Annotated in this window: 15 protein-coding genes; 8 read left to right on the forward strand and 7 right to left on the reverse strand. The window is 38.9% G+C overall.

The window, feature by feature from the left end; translation table 11 throughout:
• Positions 1-4: 4 nt before the first annotated feature.
• Both murC and ASG14_RS18025 read left to right on the forward strand, forming a co-directional pair.
• A complete protein-coding gene (gene murC / locus ASG14_RS18020; RefSeq protein WP_056872476.1) occupies positions 5-1357 on the forward strand; it encodes a UDP-N-acetylmuramate--L-alanine ligase in 1353 nt (450 codons plus the stop codon).
• Positions 1358-1383: 26 nt separating this feature from the next.
• A complete protein-coding gene (locus ASG14_RS18025; protein WP_056872477.1) occupies positions 1384-1701 on the forward strand; it encodes a helix-turn-helix domain-containing protein in 318 nt (105 codons plus the stop codon).
• Positions 1702-1856: 155 nt separating this feature from the next.
• Here the strand turns inward: ASG14_RS18025 and ASG14_RS18030 are convergent, their stop codons facing one another.
• From ASG14_RS18030 to ASG14_RS18050, 5 genes are all read right to left on the reverse strand, one after another.
• Complete coding sequence (locus tag ASG14_RS18030; protein ID WP_056872478.1) at positions 1857-2975, reverse strand: hypothetical protein; 1119 nt, start codon at positions 2973-2975, stop codon at positions 1857-1859.
• A 70-nt stretch (positions 2976-3045) separates the two neighbouring features.
• Positions 3046-3237 (reverse strand): hypothetical protein, encoded by a 192-nt coding sequence (locus tag ASG14_RS18035; RefSeq protein ID WP_056872479.1) that lies wholly within the window; start codon positions 3235-3237, stop codon positions 3046-3048.
• A gap of 88 nt (positions 3238-3325) precedes the next feature.
• The gene (scpB, locus tag ASG14_RS18040) at positions 3326-3892 is read right to left on the reverse strand and encodes an SMC-Scp complex subunit ScpB (protein WP_056872480.1); all 567 of its coding nucleotides are present in this window, start codon (positions 3890-3892) and stop codon (positions 3326-3328) included.
• 251 nt (positions 3893-4143) lie between these two features.
• The gene (locus ASG14_RS18045; RefSeq protein ID WP_082491689.1) at positions 4144-7065 is read right to left on the reverse strand and encodes a two-component regulator propeller domain-containing protein; all 2922 of its coding nucleotides are present in this window, start codon (positions 7063-7065) and stop codon (positions 4144-4146) included.
• A gap of 73 nt (positions 7066-7138) precedes the next feature.
• A complete protein-coding gene (locus ASG14_RS18050; protein ID WP_056872481.1) occupies positions 7139-7924 on the reverse strand; it encodes a LytTR family DNA-binding domain-containing protein in 786 nt (261 codons plus the stop codon).
• Positions 7925-8051: 127 nt separating this feature from the next.
• Between ASG14_RS18050 and ASG14_RS18055 the strand changes: the two genes are divergently transcribed.
• Both ASG14_RS18055 and ASG14_RS18060 read left to right on the forward strand, forming a co-directional pair.
• Positions 8052-8771 carry a ferritin-like domain-containing protein gene (locus tag ASG14_RS18055; protein ID WP_056872482.1) on the forward strand — a complete coding sequence of 240 codons (720 nt, stop codon included), beginning with the start codon at positions 8052-8054 and terminating at the stop codon, positions 8769-8771.
• A gap of 18 nt (positions 8772-8789) precedes the next feature.
• Positions 8790-9641, forward strand: a complete 852-nt coding sequence (locus ASG14_RS18060; protein ID WP_056872483.1) for a ferritin-like domain-containing protein — start codon at positions 8790-8792, stop codon at positions 9639-9641.
• 121 nt (positions 9642-9762) lie between these two features.
• Here the strand turns inward: ASG14_RS18060 and ASG14_RS18065 are convergent, their stop codons facing one another.
• Positions 9763-10272 (reverse strand): hypothetical protein, encoded by a 510-nt coding sequence (locus ASG14_RS18065; RefSeq protein WP_157274996.1) that lies wholly within the window; start codon positions 10270-10272, stop codon positions 9763-9765.
• Between the two features lie 2 nt (positions 10273-10274).
• Positions 10275-11399 (reverse strand): CofH family radical SAM protein, encoded by a 1125-nt coding sequence (locus ASG14_RS18070; RefSeq protein WP_056872485.1) that lies wholly within the window; start codon positions 11397-11399, stop codon positions 10275-10277.
• A 172-nt stretch (positions 11400-11571) separates the two neighbouring features.
• Between ASG14_RS18070 and ASG14_RS18075 the strand changes: the two genes are divergently transcribed.
• The 4 genes from ASG14_RS18075 to ASG14_RS18090 all read left to right on the forward strand — a co-directional run bounded on the left by ASG14_RS18075 (position 11572) and on the right by ASG14_RS18090 (position 18687).
• The gene (locus tag ASG14_RS18075; RefSeq protein ID WP_056872486.1) at positions 11572-12816 is read left to right on the forward strand and encodes a pitrilysin family protein; all 1245 of its coding nucleotides are present in this window, start codon (positions 11572-11574) and stop codon (positions 12814-12816) included.
• Positions 12809-14080, forward strand: coding sequence for a pitrilysin family protein (locus tag ASG14_RS18080; RefSeq protein ID WP_056872487.1), 1272 nt, complete (start codon positions 12809-12811; stop codon positions 14078-14080). Before ASG14_RS18075 ends, ASG14_RS18080 begins: the two co-directional genes overlap by 8 nt.
• A 161-nt stretch (positions 14081-14241) precedes the next feature.
• Entirely contained in the window at positions 14242-15711 is a 1470-nt protein-coding gene (gene guaB, locus ASG14_RS18085) for an IMP dehydrogenase (protein WP_056872488.1), read from the forward strand.
• Positions 15712-16107: 396 nt separating this feature from the next.
• On the forward strand, positions 16108-18687 hold the full coding sequence (locus ASG14_RS18090) for a TonB-dependent receptor (RefSeq protein WP_056872489.1): 2580 nt from the start codon (positions 16108-16110) through the stop codon (positions 18685-18687).
• The last annotated feature ends 146 nt before the right edge of the window (positions 18688-18833 follow it).

Here is an 18833-nt window from a genome sequence, read left to right on the forward strand (position 1 = left end):
AAATATGCGCATACATTTCATTGCCATAGGGGGAAGTGCAATGCACAATCTGGCTATCGCTTTACATAAAAAAGGGTATCAAATTTCTGGCTCAGACGATGTTATTTTCGAGCCAGCGAAATCCCGCTTAGATAAATATGGTTTGTTACCAGCCGAAATGGGCTGGGATGAAACCCGGATTTCTAACGATTTGGATGCCGTAATTTTAGGAATGCATGCAAGAATTGATAATCCTGAATTATCAAAAGCTCAGGCGCTAGGTGTAAAAATCTACTCGTACCCCGAATACATTTATGAGCAGAGCAAAGATAAATTGCGTGTCGTAATTGGTGGCAGTCATGGTAAAACCACCATTACGAGCATGATTTTGCATGTTTTGAATTATTACAGCCGAGATTTTGACTATTTGGTTGGTGCGCAGCTGGCAGGGTTTGAAACGATGGTTAAAGTAACTAAAGAAGCGCCTGTAATGATTATCGAGGGCGATGAATACCTGTCGTCGCCAATTGACAGGCGCCCAAAGTTTCACTTATATAAAGCCAATGTAGCGGTGATAAGCGGTATCGCCTGGGATCATATAAATGTGTTTCCAACATATGCAGATTATACTGCTCAGTTTGATAAATTCATCGATACGATTGAAGCCGGCGGCACCTTAATTTATTGTGAAGCAGATGCTGATTTAACCGAAATTGTGCAGAAATCTGAAGCGGGAATTAAAAAAATTGGGTACGCCATTCCCGAGCATGAGATTAGAAGTGGCATTACCTACCTGCTTCCCGAAAAAACTGCTTTGAAAATTTTCGGCGACCATAATTTAATGAACATGAATGCTGCTAAACTCGTTTGCGAACAGCTGAACATTAGTAGTGCTCAGTTCAACGAAGCGATAGCGTCTTTCACCGGCGCAGCGAAGCGATTAGAGGTTATTTCTGCTGATGAACTAACCAATGTTTATAAAGATTTTGCACATTCTCCATCAAAATTAAAGGCTACTATTGATGCCGTTAAAGCTCAGTTTACAGATAGAAAATTAGTTGCCTGCATTGAACTGCACACCTTTAGTAGTTTAAACAAAGATTTTTTAAAAGAGTACGCTGGAGCGATGGATAAGGCAGATGAAGCAATCGTATTTATCGATTTAAAATCTTTTGAGCAAAAGCGGATGGAGCCATTCTCTGAACAGGACGTTCAGGATGCTTTCTCAAATTCTGACCTTAAATTTTTTGACGATGCTTCTGAACTTAAGCGCTATCTTTTAAGTTTAAATTACAAAAATTCTAATTTACTAATGATGAGTTCGGGAAACTATGCAGGATTCGATTTACCGGAACTTGCTGCTTCTTTAACCAGATAATTTATCGAAACTAACGCTTCATTTTGATGAAAAGCATCGGAGAAAATATTAAATCGAGTAGGGTAGCCCTTGGTTTAAGTCAGGCCGCTGCCGCGAAGTTATTAAATATTTCTACCCCGGCGTTTTGTAAAATCGAAACCGGACAAACAGATTTAAACCTATCCCGTTTGCTGCAAATAGCGAAAACTTTTAAAGTTTCGGCAGGTGAGCTTTTGGGCGAAACTGTTGTTGAAACGAACGGAGATAACATAAACAGCTTGAAACAAGAACTTGTAGAAAAAGAGGAAGAGCTCAACAAGCTTAGGAAAAAGGTTATCGATTTATACGATAAATTGGGGATGTAGACCTAAAACGATAAAAGCAGGCAGCCAGGCTAGAAGACCAGGCCAGCGCTTTGAAACGAAAAGGAAAAATGAGTTAAGATTTCTTTCGGCCAGTTTTAATTTCTTTCCATTTATTCAGCACTCTGGCTTTTTTTTCTCAAAATATTTTTCAATGGTTAAAATACCTTTCGCATAGTTAAGTGCTTCTTGCCAAATGTTGCGCCGGTAGCTTTGTGAATGGCAATCATTTGATCATTAAAATCACCAACCCAACTCAATTCCAATTCTTTATACTGATTTTTTGGAAGCACATATTCTCCCAAACGGATAAATAATACCGATTCCAGACCATGTTTTTGAAACTTTGGTTTCGTACCCATAACAATTGCCCGCATTCTGCTAACACCAACCCAGCGGCGGTAGGCAAATTTTAATTTTTCAATTAAGCCGAGTTTTCCATCAAAGCCTTTAATCATTTGGTTTGCATCAGGTATCAGCACTACAAACGATGCCGGTTCGCCATTGAAGTATGCAAACTGAATCAAATGTTCATCCATTATCGGCGCCATGCTCTTGAAGCTTTCTTCCAAAGTTTCCCTTTTTATCGGTACGAAGTTTTCAAAATCCTGCCAGCCATCGTTATATATTTCCATCAAATCGGAAATGTACTTCGCCGAATTGGCCTTACTAAAATATTCGAAAGTGTAACCGGGTTTATTTCTTACCCAATTGGCTATTTTCGTAAATCTTTCAGGAAAAGGAATCGTTAAATTGATGTGGTTAGTTAATTGTTCGTATTCGGTTGTAAATCCGTAGTTGTCAAAGAATTTTTTGTAATAAGGAAAGTTATAATTCATACCGAAAGACGGCGGCGTAAAGCCTTCAACCAACAATCCCCAAAAGCTATCGTTCTCACCGAAATTAATGGGGCCGTCCATCGCTTTCATGCCATTTTCAGCAAGCCATTGTCTGGCGGTATCAAATAACAGAAATGCTGCCTTTTCATCATCTATGCATTCGAAAAAACCCATACCACCCGTTGGCTGCTCGTAATTAAATGCCTTTTTATCATTTATAAAAGCAGCAACCCTTCCAATTAATTTCCCTTCACTATTTTTCAGGACCCAACGCGTACACTTTCCATGTGTGAAGAAACTGTTCTTTTTTGGGTCAAATACATTTTCAACTTCAGAATCTAAAGGGCAAATCCAGTTTTTGTCGCTTTTGTAAAGAATTTTTGGGGTTTGTAGGAAATCGTTTTTTAATGATATGTTGTTTACCTGTATAATTTGCATGGGCAGATTTTAAATTAAAAAAGCATCCAACCAAAGTTGAATGCTTTTTCAAATATATAGTTTTTATAAATTAATAATCATCTTCGTCATCATCAAAATTATCGAAATTATCGAGGTCATCAAGCGGCATGTCAAAGTCGTCGTCATCATCATCCTGGGTTTTTTTGGCAGGTTTCAAATCTGCATCATCTTCAAAATCGTCATTATCTTCTACCTCTTTTTTAGTAGTCGGTTTTGTCGGGGATTTCTTTGGAGTTTTCATGCCACAAAAATAAAAATTGCTTTTATAGTTTAAAAATACGAAAAAACTTTTTTTAATAACAAACTGGTTCTAAACAATTTAAAATTAACTATTCGGTATTTTCGCCAATTGTATTCTCTGCCCTGGTTATGTCTTTTAACTGCGGTAGCTGCGATAAATTGTTTAAGCCAAAGTAGTCCATAAATAAACTACTGGTTGTGTAAAGGATGGGTCTGCCTGGCGTTTCCGCTTTGCCTTCTATACTTATCAATTCTTTTTCTAACAAGCGTTGTACCGAGTAGTCGGAGTTTACGCCACGAATTTGCTCTATTTCCAGTTTTGTAATGGGTTGCCGGTAAGCGATTATGGCGAGTGTTTCCATAGCAGCCTGACTAAGTTTTTTCTTAGATCTATGTAACTGAAGTTGATTTACCGTTTGATGATATTCTTTTTTAGTTAAAAATTGATAACCGTTATTTAAACTAACCAGTTCTATCGCGAATGTTTTTTCGCTATACTTATTTTGAATAATAGCAAGGCTTTCCTGCACCTGTGTATCAGTTATTTCCGTCTCCAATACCGAATTTAAGGCTAAGATAATCTCCTGTAAACTAATACTTTGAACAGAGGAAAAGATGAGCGCTTCGATATGGTTGGTAACATTAGTTTGTGGCATAAACAAAAATAAAATTTTTGGGCAAAAAAAAGCGGTCTCGCTTTTTAAAAAACAAGACCGCTTTCAACACACAAATGAAACCTGAATTAAGATATAGTTTTAGGTTAGGTTATTAAATATCTATATCAATTCTATAAGAACGTTTTGATAAACACTATCGTTTATTTCTAATACAAGTTTAAGGCTAAACTTCATGCAACGTAATTTCTATTTAGTAAGTGGTATTAATAATTGAGTAAACGGTAAAGTCGTCATTTTAACGGTATAGAAATTAATACAGTAGTACCATTTCCTACATTTTGACGCACATCTAACTGTATAGGTTTTGCTTCAATTTGTCCAAGCAAATTTAACCTTTCACGTGTTAGCTGCATTCCTTTGCTAATGTGCTTGTCTTTTTTGTTTTTTAATGAGTTTTCAATTCCTACACCATCATCAATTATTTCGATTTTCAGGTAATGGTCATCCTGAGAAGTGATGTTAATTTGAATTTCACCACCGGTTTCTTTGGGCATTATGCCATGCCAAATCGCATTTTCTACATAAGGCTGCAACAGCATCGATGGGATTAGGGTTTCATCCTTGTCAATGTCATCGCCAACATTTATTTTGTAGTGAAGTTTATCGCCAAAACGGTTTTTTTCCAGCTTTAGGTAAAGGTTCAGGTAATCCAGTTCTTCCTCAATAGAGATATAGCTTTTTGTACATATCTCCAGGTTTTTGCGTATCAACCTCGCGAAACCGGTTAAAACTTTATTTGCAGACGTGGTATTTTGTGTATTTATATAATGCTGAATCGAATTCATTACATTAAAAACAAAATGGGGGTTCATCATTGCCTGCAAAGCTTGTTGCTCAAGCATTAATATTCTGTTTTTAAGCAGTAATTGTTCTTGTTCTTTATCCTTTTGTCTTCGCGTGATGTAGACGGCTAGCTTGTAAAAAACGTAGCCTACCAATAAGATTAAAATAGAAAGGAACCACAAGCTTTGCCAGAAATGTTTTTTTATTGTAAATGATATTTTTGCAGCTGGTCCCCAGTCGTTGTTCTGACTTTTAGCACTCACTTCAAATATATAATCGCCAGCTTGCAACGCAGAAAAATCCAGCCGGCGGGTTCTTGTTTCCAGCCAAACAGAGTTCTCATTCAGGCGATACCTGTAGGTAATGTCACTTGTCGTAAAATCGACGGCGCCGAAGGTGAAAAGCACCGTATTATTGCCACTTTCAAAGGTAAAGTTATCCTGATTTAGCGGCAATCGTTCTCCATCTTTAATGATTGAGGTAATGTAGACTTTGGGCTGGCTTTTTATTCTGTTTTTATTATTGTAATTGAAGAGAATCAATCCTTTATTGGTGGCGAAATAGGCCGTGCTGTCATCGATATAAAGGTTATTTACATCTTCTGTAAGTAAATCTTTTCCGTAGTCGAAATTTATAACCTCGGCTTTATTTGCGTAGTTAGAAATTTTGTTAACGCCCTTGTTTGTTAAAACCCAAATTTCATTGTTCTTGATAAAAAGCTTTGTGCAAATATCATTTGTTAAGCCATTTTTTTGAGTTATTTGCTTTTCTATCTTTCCGTTTTTGTAAAAAAGAATTCCATAACCGTCGGTTGCTAAGATTAAGCTTCCATCTGGCAGCTGCTGGATGTCGTTTATACGTTTGGTTAACAACTGGTTATTTTTAAAATGTTGAATTAACTTGCCATTTAAAAATTGCGACAGCCCATCGACATTAGAAAACCATAAAGCGCCTTGTTTATCATAAAAGGCATGGTATGACCTATCTTTAAAAAAATCCTCTTTTTCCCGGTATTTTAGCGAATTAAATTCAAGTTTGTTTGTCCGGTCTGCAAGGAAAACAACGCCAGATGATAGTGCAAGTGCCAACCGATTGTTGGTTTCACTTAAACTAAAGTGCTTAATAACGAACATCGAGTTATTTGTTTCTTTAAGGTATTTTACATCATCTTTAGATTGATAAATATCTTTAAAAACGCCTAATCCGTAGTCGGAAGAAAAATAAACGGACTCATTTTTTTTATCGTAAACAATCTGTTTTATTGTTTTATATTTTTTGTAATCGTCCAGGCCAACTTCATCTATCTGGTAATTTTTTATGTTTAGGATATCGATAACAGCGTCGTCTGTTCCCAACCACAACCTGTTCCTGCCATCTTTGGTTATGCTTTTAATTACATTACTGCTCAAACCCGATTCTGCATCAATTATTGATAGCCTTGAATTGATGTTGGGTAGCATATATATACCCTGATTCGTGGCAAACCACATATTGTTGCTATTATCTTTAACAGATTGGTTTACGGAAATGCCCTGTAAATACATAACCGTTTTTCCGCTCGGGTTCATTACAAGGGCACCATTGTTACTGGCTAACCAAACTTCTCTATTAATATCGTCGTAATAAAAATAGCCCGCCATGTTTTTTAAAAGGTTATCGGGGATGGCGATAATGCTTGTAATCTTGTTTCTTTGATAGCGTTTCAGGCCCTGCTCGTCCAGATAGTAAAGCGATCCGCTGGGCAGGTTACAGGCGGTCATATACGATAGTGGGTTAACCTTATTATCTGTTACCGTAAATGTCTTACCATTATACTTCTGTCGGCTTAAATCGCTGTATGCGTAGATGTTACCGAATTCATCTTCATGTAGAAACGCATTCGTAAATTGCGTATTGATGCCTGGCGAGACAAACTTTTTAACGGATTTTCCATCCCAAAGGATAATTAAATTTGAATTAGTGCCCAGCCAGATTCTTCCCTTTTTATCTTCGAGGAAGGAAACGATTACTGTATTTGAATTTAGCGCTTTTAAAACCTTGTCGTTATTTCGATTGTAAAACTTACCGTCTTTGAGGTAACTTAACTGTCCGTTTAGGGCTAAAAACCATAATCTGCCTTCTCTATCTTCTTTAATTTGAAGAATTTGGGTGTCTGGTAAACCATCTTCAATATTAAAATTTTGAAAATTGGTACCGTCAAAGCGGCTCAGTCCGGCGTCAGTTGCAATCCAGATAAACCCTTTCTTATCTTGTAAAATAAAATAACAGTTGTTGCTTGCCAAGCCATTTTTGGAAGTATAATGTGGTAGGTAGGTGGTTTGAGCCTGAGCGTTTTTTGATAAGCCAGCCAGAATTAATAGCATGAGCATTGCCTGAAAGCAAACCGCCTTTGTTAGGCGAAAACACCTTGTATACGCCGTACTTAAACTATAAATGCAAGTCTTAATGCTCACTATTCGATTTTGTAAAAAGTTTTATTTTCTCATAAAAATCACTGGCTCTCCTTCGTGATACGTTAATGCTTTCGCCATTTTTTAGCAATGCTTGTAAACCGTTTTTAGAATTGTATTCCCGTAGATGATTGAGGTTTATAATACTCGACTTATGGATGCGAACAAACTGCTCCGAAGGTAAAACTTCTTCAAATTCGCGAAGCACTTTCGAAACCGTAATTTTCTCATGATTACTTAAATGAAACACCGAGTAATTGCTGTCCGCTTCGATATAAATAATATCGTCAACATCAACCATCTTAAAACCCTGGCCGTAAGGCAACGTTAGCTTACGAATTTCTGCCCGGCTGCTGAGGCTTGTTGCAAGATTTTTTATGCGTTCATCGGCTCGGTTAATGGTGCTATGTAAGCGGGTAAACTCCAAAACTTTATCCACCGCAGTTTTTAATTCGTCGATGTCTATCGGTTTCAAAAGGTAATCAAGGGCATTGGCTTTTATTGCTTTTAATGCATATTGATCATATGCTGTAGTAAAAATAACAGCAGCATTGTGTTGTTGGGCATCGGGGATGAGTTCAAATCCGTTTCCACCCGGCATGGCAATATCCAGAAATATAAGGTTGATAGGGTGGTGGGCCAGAATATCTTTAGCTTCTGCAACAGAACGGGCAATTCCGGTAATTTCTACCTGAGGACAGTTCTGCTGGAGCAAAAAAAATAATGAAGATCTCGCAAACTCCTCATCATCAACAATAATAGCTTTTAGTGTAATCATGGCAAAGGGTTTGTGAATGTATTAAAAACGAGTTGTAAAAAAAAATGCAAAAGCAAAAAACCGCTCATTCGATTGTCACGTATATATCAGCAAAACCGAGATTTAAAAATCCCTAAACGTAAAAAATATGAAAAACAATGAACTAAAAATTAAAGATGAACTTCAAACAGAAAGTTTATTTAATGGTAGTTTAGGCCGCAGGTCTTTTCTTCAGTTTGCTGGCGCAAGTGCTGCCGGAATGGCGTTAATTGCTGCCGGTTGTAAAAAAGACCGTGGTTACCCAACAACAGCTGGTGCAACTTTAGATTTTAAAGATGATTTTGGCGTATTAAATTATGCTTATGCTTTAGAGCAATTAGAGGCTGCATTTTATGTGAAAGTTGCTTCTGCTCCACCAGCATCGTTTACTACAGCACAAAAAGCTTATTTCCAAGACATTCAGTTTCATGAGATTGCACACAGAGAATTCTTTAAAAACGCATTGAGCACTGCTGCAATCGGAAGTTTAGAAGTTGATTTTTCTTCAATTGATTTTACAAGTGCAACAAGTGTTTTAGGTGCAGCAATGGCTTTCGAAGATTTAGGTGTTGCAGCTTACAATGGTGCAGGTGTACGTATTAAAACTGATGCTTATTTAGTTTTAGCCGGTAAAATTGTTTCAGTAGAAGCACGTCATGCTGCTTACATCAGAGACATTATTTCAAATGGATCATTTGCCGATTTAACAAGCCTAACTGCTTTAGGTGCAAATAATGCTGGCGGTTTAGACGGCGCATTAACACCAGATAAAGTATTGGCAATTGCTGGTAAATACATCAAAACAAAAATTAACGTAATTAATCTTTAATCTTAATCTCCTGAAATCATGAATATCGTAAATATATTAGAAGAAATTGAAAAAGTTGACGGCGAAATCTATGAAAGATTAAGTCCGAGAAGATCTGCAATGAAAGATTTTTACTCAATGGGTAAAAAAATCGCTTTCGCAGCAGCACCATTAGCATTGGGTTCAATGTTTACAAAAGCTTATGGCCAAACTTTGCCAACAGCAGTTGTTGGTACATTAAACTTCGCATTAGCATTAGAATATTTAGAGTACAACTTTTATAATCACGCTTTAGTAGCTGCTCCAGGTTTAATCCCTGCAGGTGCTCCAACAGCCGCAATTACAACAATCCGCGACCACGAAATGGCTCACGTAAATTTGTTAAAAGGTGCTTTGGGTAGTTCTGCAAGAGCTGAGATCACATATGCAATGACGGATTTTACAGCTGGTGGTACCTTCCCAACAGTTTATTCAGACTACGTAACTTTCTTAAAAGTTGCTTGTGGATTTGAAGATACAGGCGTTAGAGCATACAAAGGTCAGGCTACTGTGTTAAAAGGTTTGTCAGTTTTAACTACTGCTTTGCAAATTCACTCTGTAGAGGCTCGTCACGCTTCGCACATCCGTCAAATGCTTGCTGCAAACGGTGCAACAATTAAACCATGGATTACTGGTTCGGCAACTGTATCAAACGACACAGGTGTTGCAGCAGTTGATGCTGTTTACGCAGGCGAGAACCTTGACGTTCAGGCTGGTGTAACCATTACAGGTATTAATGGCCAAACTGGGGTAACAAGAGCTGCTGCGGTAGAATGTTTTGATGAGCCGTTAGACACTGCAAGTGTTGTAACCATCGCAAACTTATTCCTAAAAGCAGGAAACAAATTGTAAAAAAATCCAACATTTTTTAAGTAAATGTTTAGTTTAAGGTAGGGAAGCAGAACTTAGGTTTTGTTTCCCTTTTTTATGGGCATTGCGTCCGCAGGAATTTCGGAATTAAAATTATAAGTAATTACGATTTACCTATTCTTATACTTTTGAAGAAAAGATTTTTAGTCATTACACTTTTACCATCCGGCAGCACGCAGGTAAAGCTATAGGCAGTACCATCGATAAAAATTGCGATAAAATAGACCTTTGATTTATCTAGTTCACTTTTGCCCTCAATTTGGTAAGAAACTTTTCCGGTTAAATCTGATATAGAAACGGGGCCAAAATTGTAGTTTGGCATTGAAGGTTTAAAGCCTTCTAAAAAATCTTTCGCAAAATCCTGTTCAACTACAACGCTATCGAATGTTGCTATATCAAAATTGATGGCTTTGGCAATCTCAGACACGCTAGCGGCAAAAACAACGCCCGTACTGTCTTTACAACCATACGAACGGCCAGCACCTTTACCTGGCATTTTTGGAAATGCAACACTTATGCTGTCGCCTAATTTAACTCTGTACCAACTGGTTTGTGCCTTTAAGTTTAATGAAACTGAAACCAGCAATAGCAGGCAAAAACAATATTTGTGCATAATTAATAGGTAATTACCTGCTCTTCGAGATGTTCAGGCAAATCGCGGTAATTGTATTTTTGCCCACGAAGCTGTGGCTCAAAACCAGCTGCTTTAATAGATTGCTGAATTCCATTGGCCGTAAATCTATGTGGTGCTCCTGCTGCAGAAACGACATTTTCTTCAATCATGATAGAGCCAAAATCATTCGCCCCGGCGTGTAAACACAATTGTGCGGTAGCTTTACCAACCGTTAGCCAACTTGCCTGTATGTTTTTGATGTTAGGCAACATAATTCGGCTAAGGGCAATCATGCGGATATATTCGTCAGCTGTAACATTGTTGCTTATTCCTCTCAATCTTTTCAGTAATGTTCCGTCATCCTGAAAAGGCCAGGGAATAAAAGCCAAAAATCCGTTTGCATCAGCCGGTTTTTCGCTCTGCACCTGGCGAATCCAAACCAAATGTTCAAAACGTTCTTCAATGGTTTCAACGTGGCCGAACATCATTGTTGCCGAAGTGGTAATATCCAGTTGATGGCAAGCCCTCATCACATCAAGCCATTCTTGTCCGCCACATTTCCCTTTAGAAATTAATCGCCTTACACGGTCATTTAAAATTTCGGCGCCCGCACCCGGCAACGAATCCATTCCTGCTTCCTTCAACACTTTTAAAACTTCTGTGTGCGAGATGCCTTCGAGCTTGGCCACGTGGGCAATTTCGGGAGGACCCAAAGCATGGAGTTTTAAGTCAGGATACAATTCTTTCAGCTTTTTAAACAAATCAGCATAAAAAGAGAGGCCTAAATCTGGGTGGTGGCCACCTTGTAATAAAAGTTGGTCGCCTCCTAAACGAAAGGTTTCTTCAATTTTAACCTTGTATGTTTCAATATCAGTTATATAGCTTTCATCGTGACCGGGGCGGCGAAAGAAGTTGCAGAATTTACAGTTTGCAATGCACACATTTGTCGTATTTACATTTCTATCAATCTGCCAGGTAACCTTTCCACTCGGAACCTGAATTTTTCTAAGCTCGTTGGCTACAAACATTAGAAATGCCGTATCGGCATTGTGATAAAGATGCACACCTTCTTCAAGTGTTAAGAAATCGAAATGTAATGCCCGCTGCAGTAAATCGGCTGTATTCATACCACAAAGATAATTAAAACTCGTCAGTCGCGGGCGCATACTCGTCAGGCTTTAGTAAATACAATGTTAAAAAAGCGTTAAACTTTAAAAAATTTAATTGTGTTACAGCGCTTACAATTTTCATCGTCCTTTTTACCTTAAAATTCTATCTTTACAATCCTAAAAATAGATAATGGTAGATTTTAATCGCTTTACACTAGCCAATGGTTTAAAAGTTTTGGTGCATGAAGATGCCACCACGCCAATGGCAGTTTTAAATATATTATACGATGTTGGTGCCCGCGATGAGGACCCCGAAAAAACAGGATTTGCCCACCTTTTCGAGCATTTAATGTTTGGTGGCTCTGTAAATGTTCCAAATTATGATGAGCCGCTACAGCGTGTTGGAGGAGAAAATAATGCTTTTACAAGTAACGATATCACAAATTACTACATCACCCTTCCGGCAGAAAACATAGAAACTGCTTTTTGGTTGGAGAGCGACAGGATGTTGAATCTGGCTTTTTCTGAAAAGAGTTTAGAAACGCAGATTAATGTAGTTAGCGAGGAGTTTAAACAACGCTATCTCAATCAGCCATATGGCGATATCTGGCTTAAATTACGACCATTAGCTTACAAAAAGCACTCGTACCGTTGGGCAACAATAGGTAAGGAGCTTTCGCACATTGAAGAGGCAAAAATGAGCGATGTTAAGGCGTTTTTTGCTAAACACTATAATCCGCAAAACGCAATTTTGGTTGTAGGCGGAAATGTAAAAACAGAAGATGTAAAAAAGCTAGCGCAAAAATGGTTTGAACCCATTCCAGCGGGAGAAAAATATAACCGAAACTTACCACAGGAAGAGCAACAAACCGAAGCCAGGTTTGAAACCGTTAAAGCAAAGGTGCCACTTAATGCAATTTATGTTGCCTTCAAAATGCCGGGAAGAATGAGCCGGGATTATTACGCTTTCGATTTATTGTCTGATATCCTTTCTGGTGGAAAATCATCCAGGCTACATAATAGCCTGCTCAAGGAACAACAGCTTTTCAGCGATATTAACGCCTACATTTCAAGTAGTTTAGACCCAGGTTTGTTTATAGTTGAAGGAAAACTTGTTGAAGGGGTTTCGATGGAAAGGGCGGAAGCCGCAATTTGGGCAGAGCTGGAAAAAATAAAAAATGAAACTATTGAGGCGAAGGAATTAACCAAAGTAAAAAACAAAGTAGAATCCGTTTTAGTGTTTTCTGAAATGAGTTTGCTGGATAAGGCAATGAATTTGGCTTACTACGAACTGCTTGGCGACGCCGATATTTTAAACCAGGAAGCATCAAAATATCTGAAAGTGGATGCGGAAGACATCAGCAGGATATCCAAAGAAACTTTCGATAAAAATTCATCATCAACACTATATTATTTAACCGAAGAAAATGCTTAATCGTACTCAGGCACCTGATTTTAAACAGGTATCGACCATTAATTTTATAAAACCTACAAAATCTGAGTTAACGAACGGCATCCCTGTTTTTACCATTTATTCTGGCGAACAGGATTTGGTTCGGATCGAATTTTTATTTGATAATGTTAACTGGAATATTGAGAAACCTTTACAGGCCATCGCCGTTAACGCCTTGCTAAATAATGGTACAAATAAACTTTCTGCCAAAGAAATTGCCGAAAATATCGATTTTTACGGTGCATTTTTTCAAACAGAATACGGCCAGGACCAGTCTACGGTAACGCTTTACTCGTTAAATAAGCATTTGGCTTCGGTTTTGCCAATTGTAAAAGATGTACTTTCAAACAGCCAGTTTCCGCAGAGAGAGATTGATATTTACATTCAGAACCAAAAGCAGAAATTACAGGTTAACTTACAGAAAAACGACGTTTTAGCCCGCAAGGATTTCTCGAATGCTCTTTTTGGTGATACGGCTTATGGTGTAGATATTCAGTTAAAACATTACGATGCCGTAAAACGTGATGACCTTATCGAATATTTCAAAGCTGCGTATGCACCAAATAATTGCACAATTGTGGTGGCAGGAAAGTTTGATGACGATAGCTTTTCGTTGCTTAACGAACAATTTGGCAAGGATTGGCAACCAAGCAATGCGGTTAAAAATAAATTCGAATTCAGCATTTCAGGAAAGAATGACGTTTACAAAGAGAAACCCGATTCTTTACAGTCTGCAATACGAATTGGCCAACTTGCAATTAATCGCAAACACGAAGATTTTCCGGGACTTCAAATTTTAAATTGCGTATTAGGCGGCTATTTCGGTTCTCGTTTAATGAATAACATTCGCGAAGATAAAGGCTACACCTATGGCATTGGTTCTGGCATCGTATCATTAAAAAATGCAGGGTATTTATTTATTGCAACAGAGGTTGGCGCCGATGTTTGCAAGGCAGCGTTAACGGAAATTTACAAAGAGGTAGAACTGCTTAAAAGTGAACTTGTTGAAAATGAAGAGCTTGAACTGGTCAGGAATTACATGTTAGGCTCTATGCTGGGCAGTTTGGAGAATGTTTTTTCGCATGCCGATAAATTCAAAAACATTTACTTTTCAGGATTGGACTATGAATATTACGAACGCTATATAGAAAAGGTTAAAACGGTTACATCCGTTGAAATTAAGGATTTGGCTAACAAATATTTAACTGTTGAAACCTTTTCAGAGGTTGTAGTGGGGAAGAAGTAGTAACATTTGATAACTCAAACCTTGAAGGACAGCGAATTTTTTGTTATCCTTTAAGGTTTGTCAGCTAAGCTCAATATTTAAGCGATTTTGGGTTTTCACTTTTATTTTCCTGGATTTTTTGTATCTTTGCCTGGCAAATAATAAATCCTAATTTATTTGCTATGCAACTCGACTCCACAAAATTTATTGCTACAGGTTTAACTTATGACGACGTACTTTTAGTACCCGCATATTCAGAAATTCTGCCTCGTGATGTAAATACAGCCACTTTCTTAACAAAAAAAATCAAGCTTAACGTTCCGTTGATTTCGGCCGCCATGGATACGGTAACCGAAGCTGAACTTGCCATCGCCATAGCACAAAATGGTGGAATTGGTATGTTGCATAAAAACATGACTATCGACAGACAGGCGGAAGAAGTTCGTAAAGTAAAGCGTTCAGAAAGTGGAATGATTCAAGATCCGGTAACTTTATTAGAAACAGCAGTTGTTGCCGATGCTTTCAAAATAATGAAAGAGCACAAAATTGGTGGTATTCCTGTGGTAAGCAGCGACAATAAGCTGGTTGGTATTATCACAAACCGCGATTTACGTTTTCAAAAAAACATGGCTCGCCCAATTGCGGAAGTGATGACCAAAGAAAACCTGATTACTGCGCCGGAAGGTACTAACTTAATCCAAGCCGAAGAAATTCTTCAGAATCATAAAATCGAAAAATTGCCTGTGGTTTCTAAAGATGGTTTTTTGAGTGGATTAATCACCTTTAAAGATATATCGAAAGTTAAAAATTATCCGGTTGCCTGTAAAGATGAGCGTGGCCGCTTACGCGTTGGTGCAGCGGTTGGCGTAACTGCTGATACCCTACAGCGGGTTGATGCCCTGGTTAATGCAGGTGTTGACGTAATTACCATTGATACCGCTCACGGACACTCAAAAGGTGTGGTAGATAAATTGAAAGAAGTTAAAGCAAAATATCCGGATTTACAGGTTATCGTTGGTAACATTGCAACCGGCGCAGCCGCTAAATTTTTGGCCGATGCTGGTGCTGATGCTGTTAAAGTGGGTATTGGTCCGGGTTCAATTTGTACAACAAGAATTATCGCAGGCGTTGGCGTTCCGCAGTTATATGCAGTTTACGAATGTGCCAAAGCCTTAAAGGGCACGGGTGTACCTGTTATTGCCGATGGCGGTATTAAACATACCGGAGACATTGCAAAAGCAATTGCATCTGGAGCCAGCACCGTAATGGCCGGTTCATTGTTCGCCGGTGTGGAAGAGTCGCCGGGCGAAACCATTATTTACGAAGGACGTAAATTTAAATCTTACCGCGGTATGGGCTCTATCGAAGCAATGGAGCAAGGTTCTAAAGATCGTTATTTCCAGGATGTAGAAGATGATATTAAAAAATTAGTACCTGAAGGAATTGTTGGCCGAGTACCGTTTAAAGGAACATTAGCAGAAGTGATGTACCAATACATTGGCGGTTTGCGTGCTAGCATGGGTTACTGTGGTGCAGCAAGCATCGAAGCTTTACAAGAAGCCCAGTTTGTTCAAATTACAGCAGCAGGTATGCGTGAAAGTCATCCCCATGATATTACAATAACCAAAGAAGCTCCAAATTACACCAGGTAAGCTGAGCAGTTAAAGGATAAATAAGATTCTTGACGTTGCGGATCATATCAAATGTGGTCCATGAATACAAATCATAAATAATATAGCAGGGCTTCGTTTTCGATTGCCCTGCTTTTTTTTGTAGGAATAATTCCCTTTTCCTAAGGTGTTTCACTTTAAAAATCAGCTATTTATTGCGTCCAATAAATGTCTTAGTTTACTGATTTAAATATTTAACAAAATAAAATTTGGCAAATACATTTTTTTAATATATTTGTCGACTAAATCCATAGGCTTTATATATTTTAAAATTGAAAATGATATCAAATCTGGCATTTTGCCGGCCTGGTTACATTGACAATGCTTAAAAATAGAAGATTCGATGCGTTATTAAATTTAAACACACTTACATAAGACATGAAAAAACCTTTACTACTTTTAATATTTCTAAATTTCATAGCTGTTTCGGTATTTGCCCAAAACACGGTTACCGGCGTTGTAAAAGGGGCAAATAATATATCAATACCCGGCGCAACAATAACTGTTAGGGGTACAAATATTACCGCCGTCAGTGATGCTGCCGGTAGTTTTACAATAGATGCCAGGCAACAGCCACCATTCTACATTCGCGTAAGTTATGTGGGCTATAAACCGCAGGATTTTCAGATTTTAAAGTTACAGGAAACGCCTCTCGAACTCACTTTAGTTGAGGATACCCAACTCGATGAGATTGTTGTAACTTCAAGAAGGCGCTCTGAGGTGTTGCAGGATGTGCCAATCCCAATTACAGTAATCGGTGGCCAGGCTGCAGAGAATGCTGGTGCTTTCAATGTTAATCGTTTAAAAGAACTGGTTCCCTCTGTTCAGCTATATGCCTCGAATGCCAGAAATACAACGCTGAATATTCGTGGTTTGGGTTCAACTTTTGGCTTAACAAATGACGGGATAGACCCAGGTGTTGGCTTTTATGTTGATGGCGTTTACCACGCCCGCCCGGCTGCAACCTCAACCGACTTTCTTGATATCGAACGAATTGAGGTAATTCGTGGACCGCAGGGAACTTTGTTCGGTAAAAACACCACTGCGGGTGCATTTAACATCACTACAACCAAACCCACTCAAACGCCAACCGCAAAGGCAGAAATGAGTGTAGGTAACTATAATTTTCTTCAGGCAAAAGCTTCTGTTTCCGGAGGACTCGCAAAAAATCTCGCGGCTAAAATTTCCTTATCGGGTACGCAACGCGATGGCACAATCTGGAATACGAGAGAAGAACGTAAATACAGCGGGCAAAACAATCTTGGATTTAAAGGGCAGTTGTACTATACTCCATCAGATAGGTTGCAGATTTTGTTAAGCGGCGATGTTAGTGTTCAACATCCGGCAGGTTATCCATTGGTAATTGCTGGCGTTACTCAAACTGAAAGAAGTGCTTACCGCCAGTACGCAACCATCGTTTCCGCTCTCGGCTACCAGCAACCAAAAATCGATCCTTTCGCCAGGGAAATTAATACCAACACGCCCTGGAGGCATAACCAATCTATCGGTGGCGTTTCTGTAAACGTAGATTATAAAATCGGTAACGGTACCTTAACTTCTACAACGGCCTGGAGATTTTGGAACTGGGACCCAACCAACGACCGGGATTTTTCCGAGCTGGCCGCATTAACAAAATCGCAGGGTAACTCCCGCCACGATCAATACTCGCAGGAAATAAGGTATGCGGGTAATATTACTGAAAAATTAAGCGGGGTAATCGGCGTTTTCGCATTGGGGCAGAACTTAAAAGGTCTGGATCAAACCGAAGAAGTTGGCAAAGACCAATGGCGCTTTGTGCAAACGAGCGCAACCGGAAGTCAGGCCTTATATGCAACACCAGGCTTGTTAGATGGTTATGGTATTAAAACCAACTCTACCATTAAATCGCTAAGTGCAGCCGTTTTCGGTCAGGTAGATTGGGAAGTGGTTAAAAACCTTCACGTTTTGCCTGGCTTACGCTACACCTACGATAAAAAAGATGTAGACTATAACCGAAATACCTATGGAGGTTTGCAAACAACCGACGCCGCTTTACTGGCTTTAAAGGCTGCAGTGTACAGCAACCAACAATTTAATACGAGCACCAACAACAATAATCTTTCCGGAAACTTTACAGTTTCCTACCGCCCAACGCCAAGGTTAAATGCTTATGCAACCTTTTCAACCGCCTACAAACCCGTTGGCGTTAACGTTGGTGGTTTGCCAACAACTTCAACAGGCGCTGCCGATTTATCACTTGCGGTGGTTAAACCTGAATACGTAGAGCACTACGAATTAGGCGTTAAAACCAAGCCTTTTAAAGGCGCAATTTTAAATGTTACTGCTTTTAACACCGATATTGATGACTATCAAACCAACGTTCAATCTCCACAGCTCGGTGTAAACCGTGGCTATCTCGCAAATGCGGAACAAGTAAATGTGAAAGGGTTAGAAATCGATGGAACTTATCAATTGGAAAGATTCTTAAGTTTGAACGCCGCATTATCATATTTGGATGGCAAATATGTGAAATTTACCAACGCACCACTTCCTTTAGAAGAAACTGGTCATACGGAACTGATAAATGGGGTTGCCACCCAAGTTGCTTTCAAAGATGCATCGGGCGGCAGATTGCCCGGCATTTCTAAATGGAACGTTTCCGGGGGTGCGGAGCTAAGCACAGCAGGAAATTTGGCCACAAAATCAGGCCGGTATTTTATTGCTGGCGATGCAAGTTACCGTTCAGATTATTCCTCCAACGCAACGCCATCCGCTGTTTTAAACGTAGCAGGGTATTCATTATTTAATGCCAGATTGGGCTTCAGATCGGAGAAATTCTCTGCATTTATCTGGAGTAGAAACATAGGCAATAAAAATTACTACGAACAATTGCAGGCAGCTGCAGGTAACTCAGGCCTATATGCAGGCGTTCTTGGCGACCCTAGAACTTTTGGCGCTACTTTAAGGTTTTCGTTTTAATACAGCAATCTTTTCTCTCTTTTATATTTGGTTAAAAAGCGTCGGGTTATTCCGGCGCTTTTTTTTGGAGACCAGGTTTCTACACTTTTCGGTTGCGGTACGCCTGCTGTTCGTTCAATCTTTTTTGCGATTCTGTTGTGCGCATG

It is taken from the genome of Pedobacter sp. Leaf194 (assembly GCF_001423945.1).
Classification (GTDB): Bacteria; Bacteroidota; Bacteroidia; order Sphingobacteriales; family Sphingobacteriaceae; genus Pedobacter.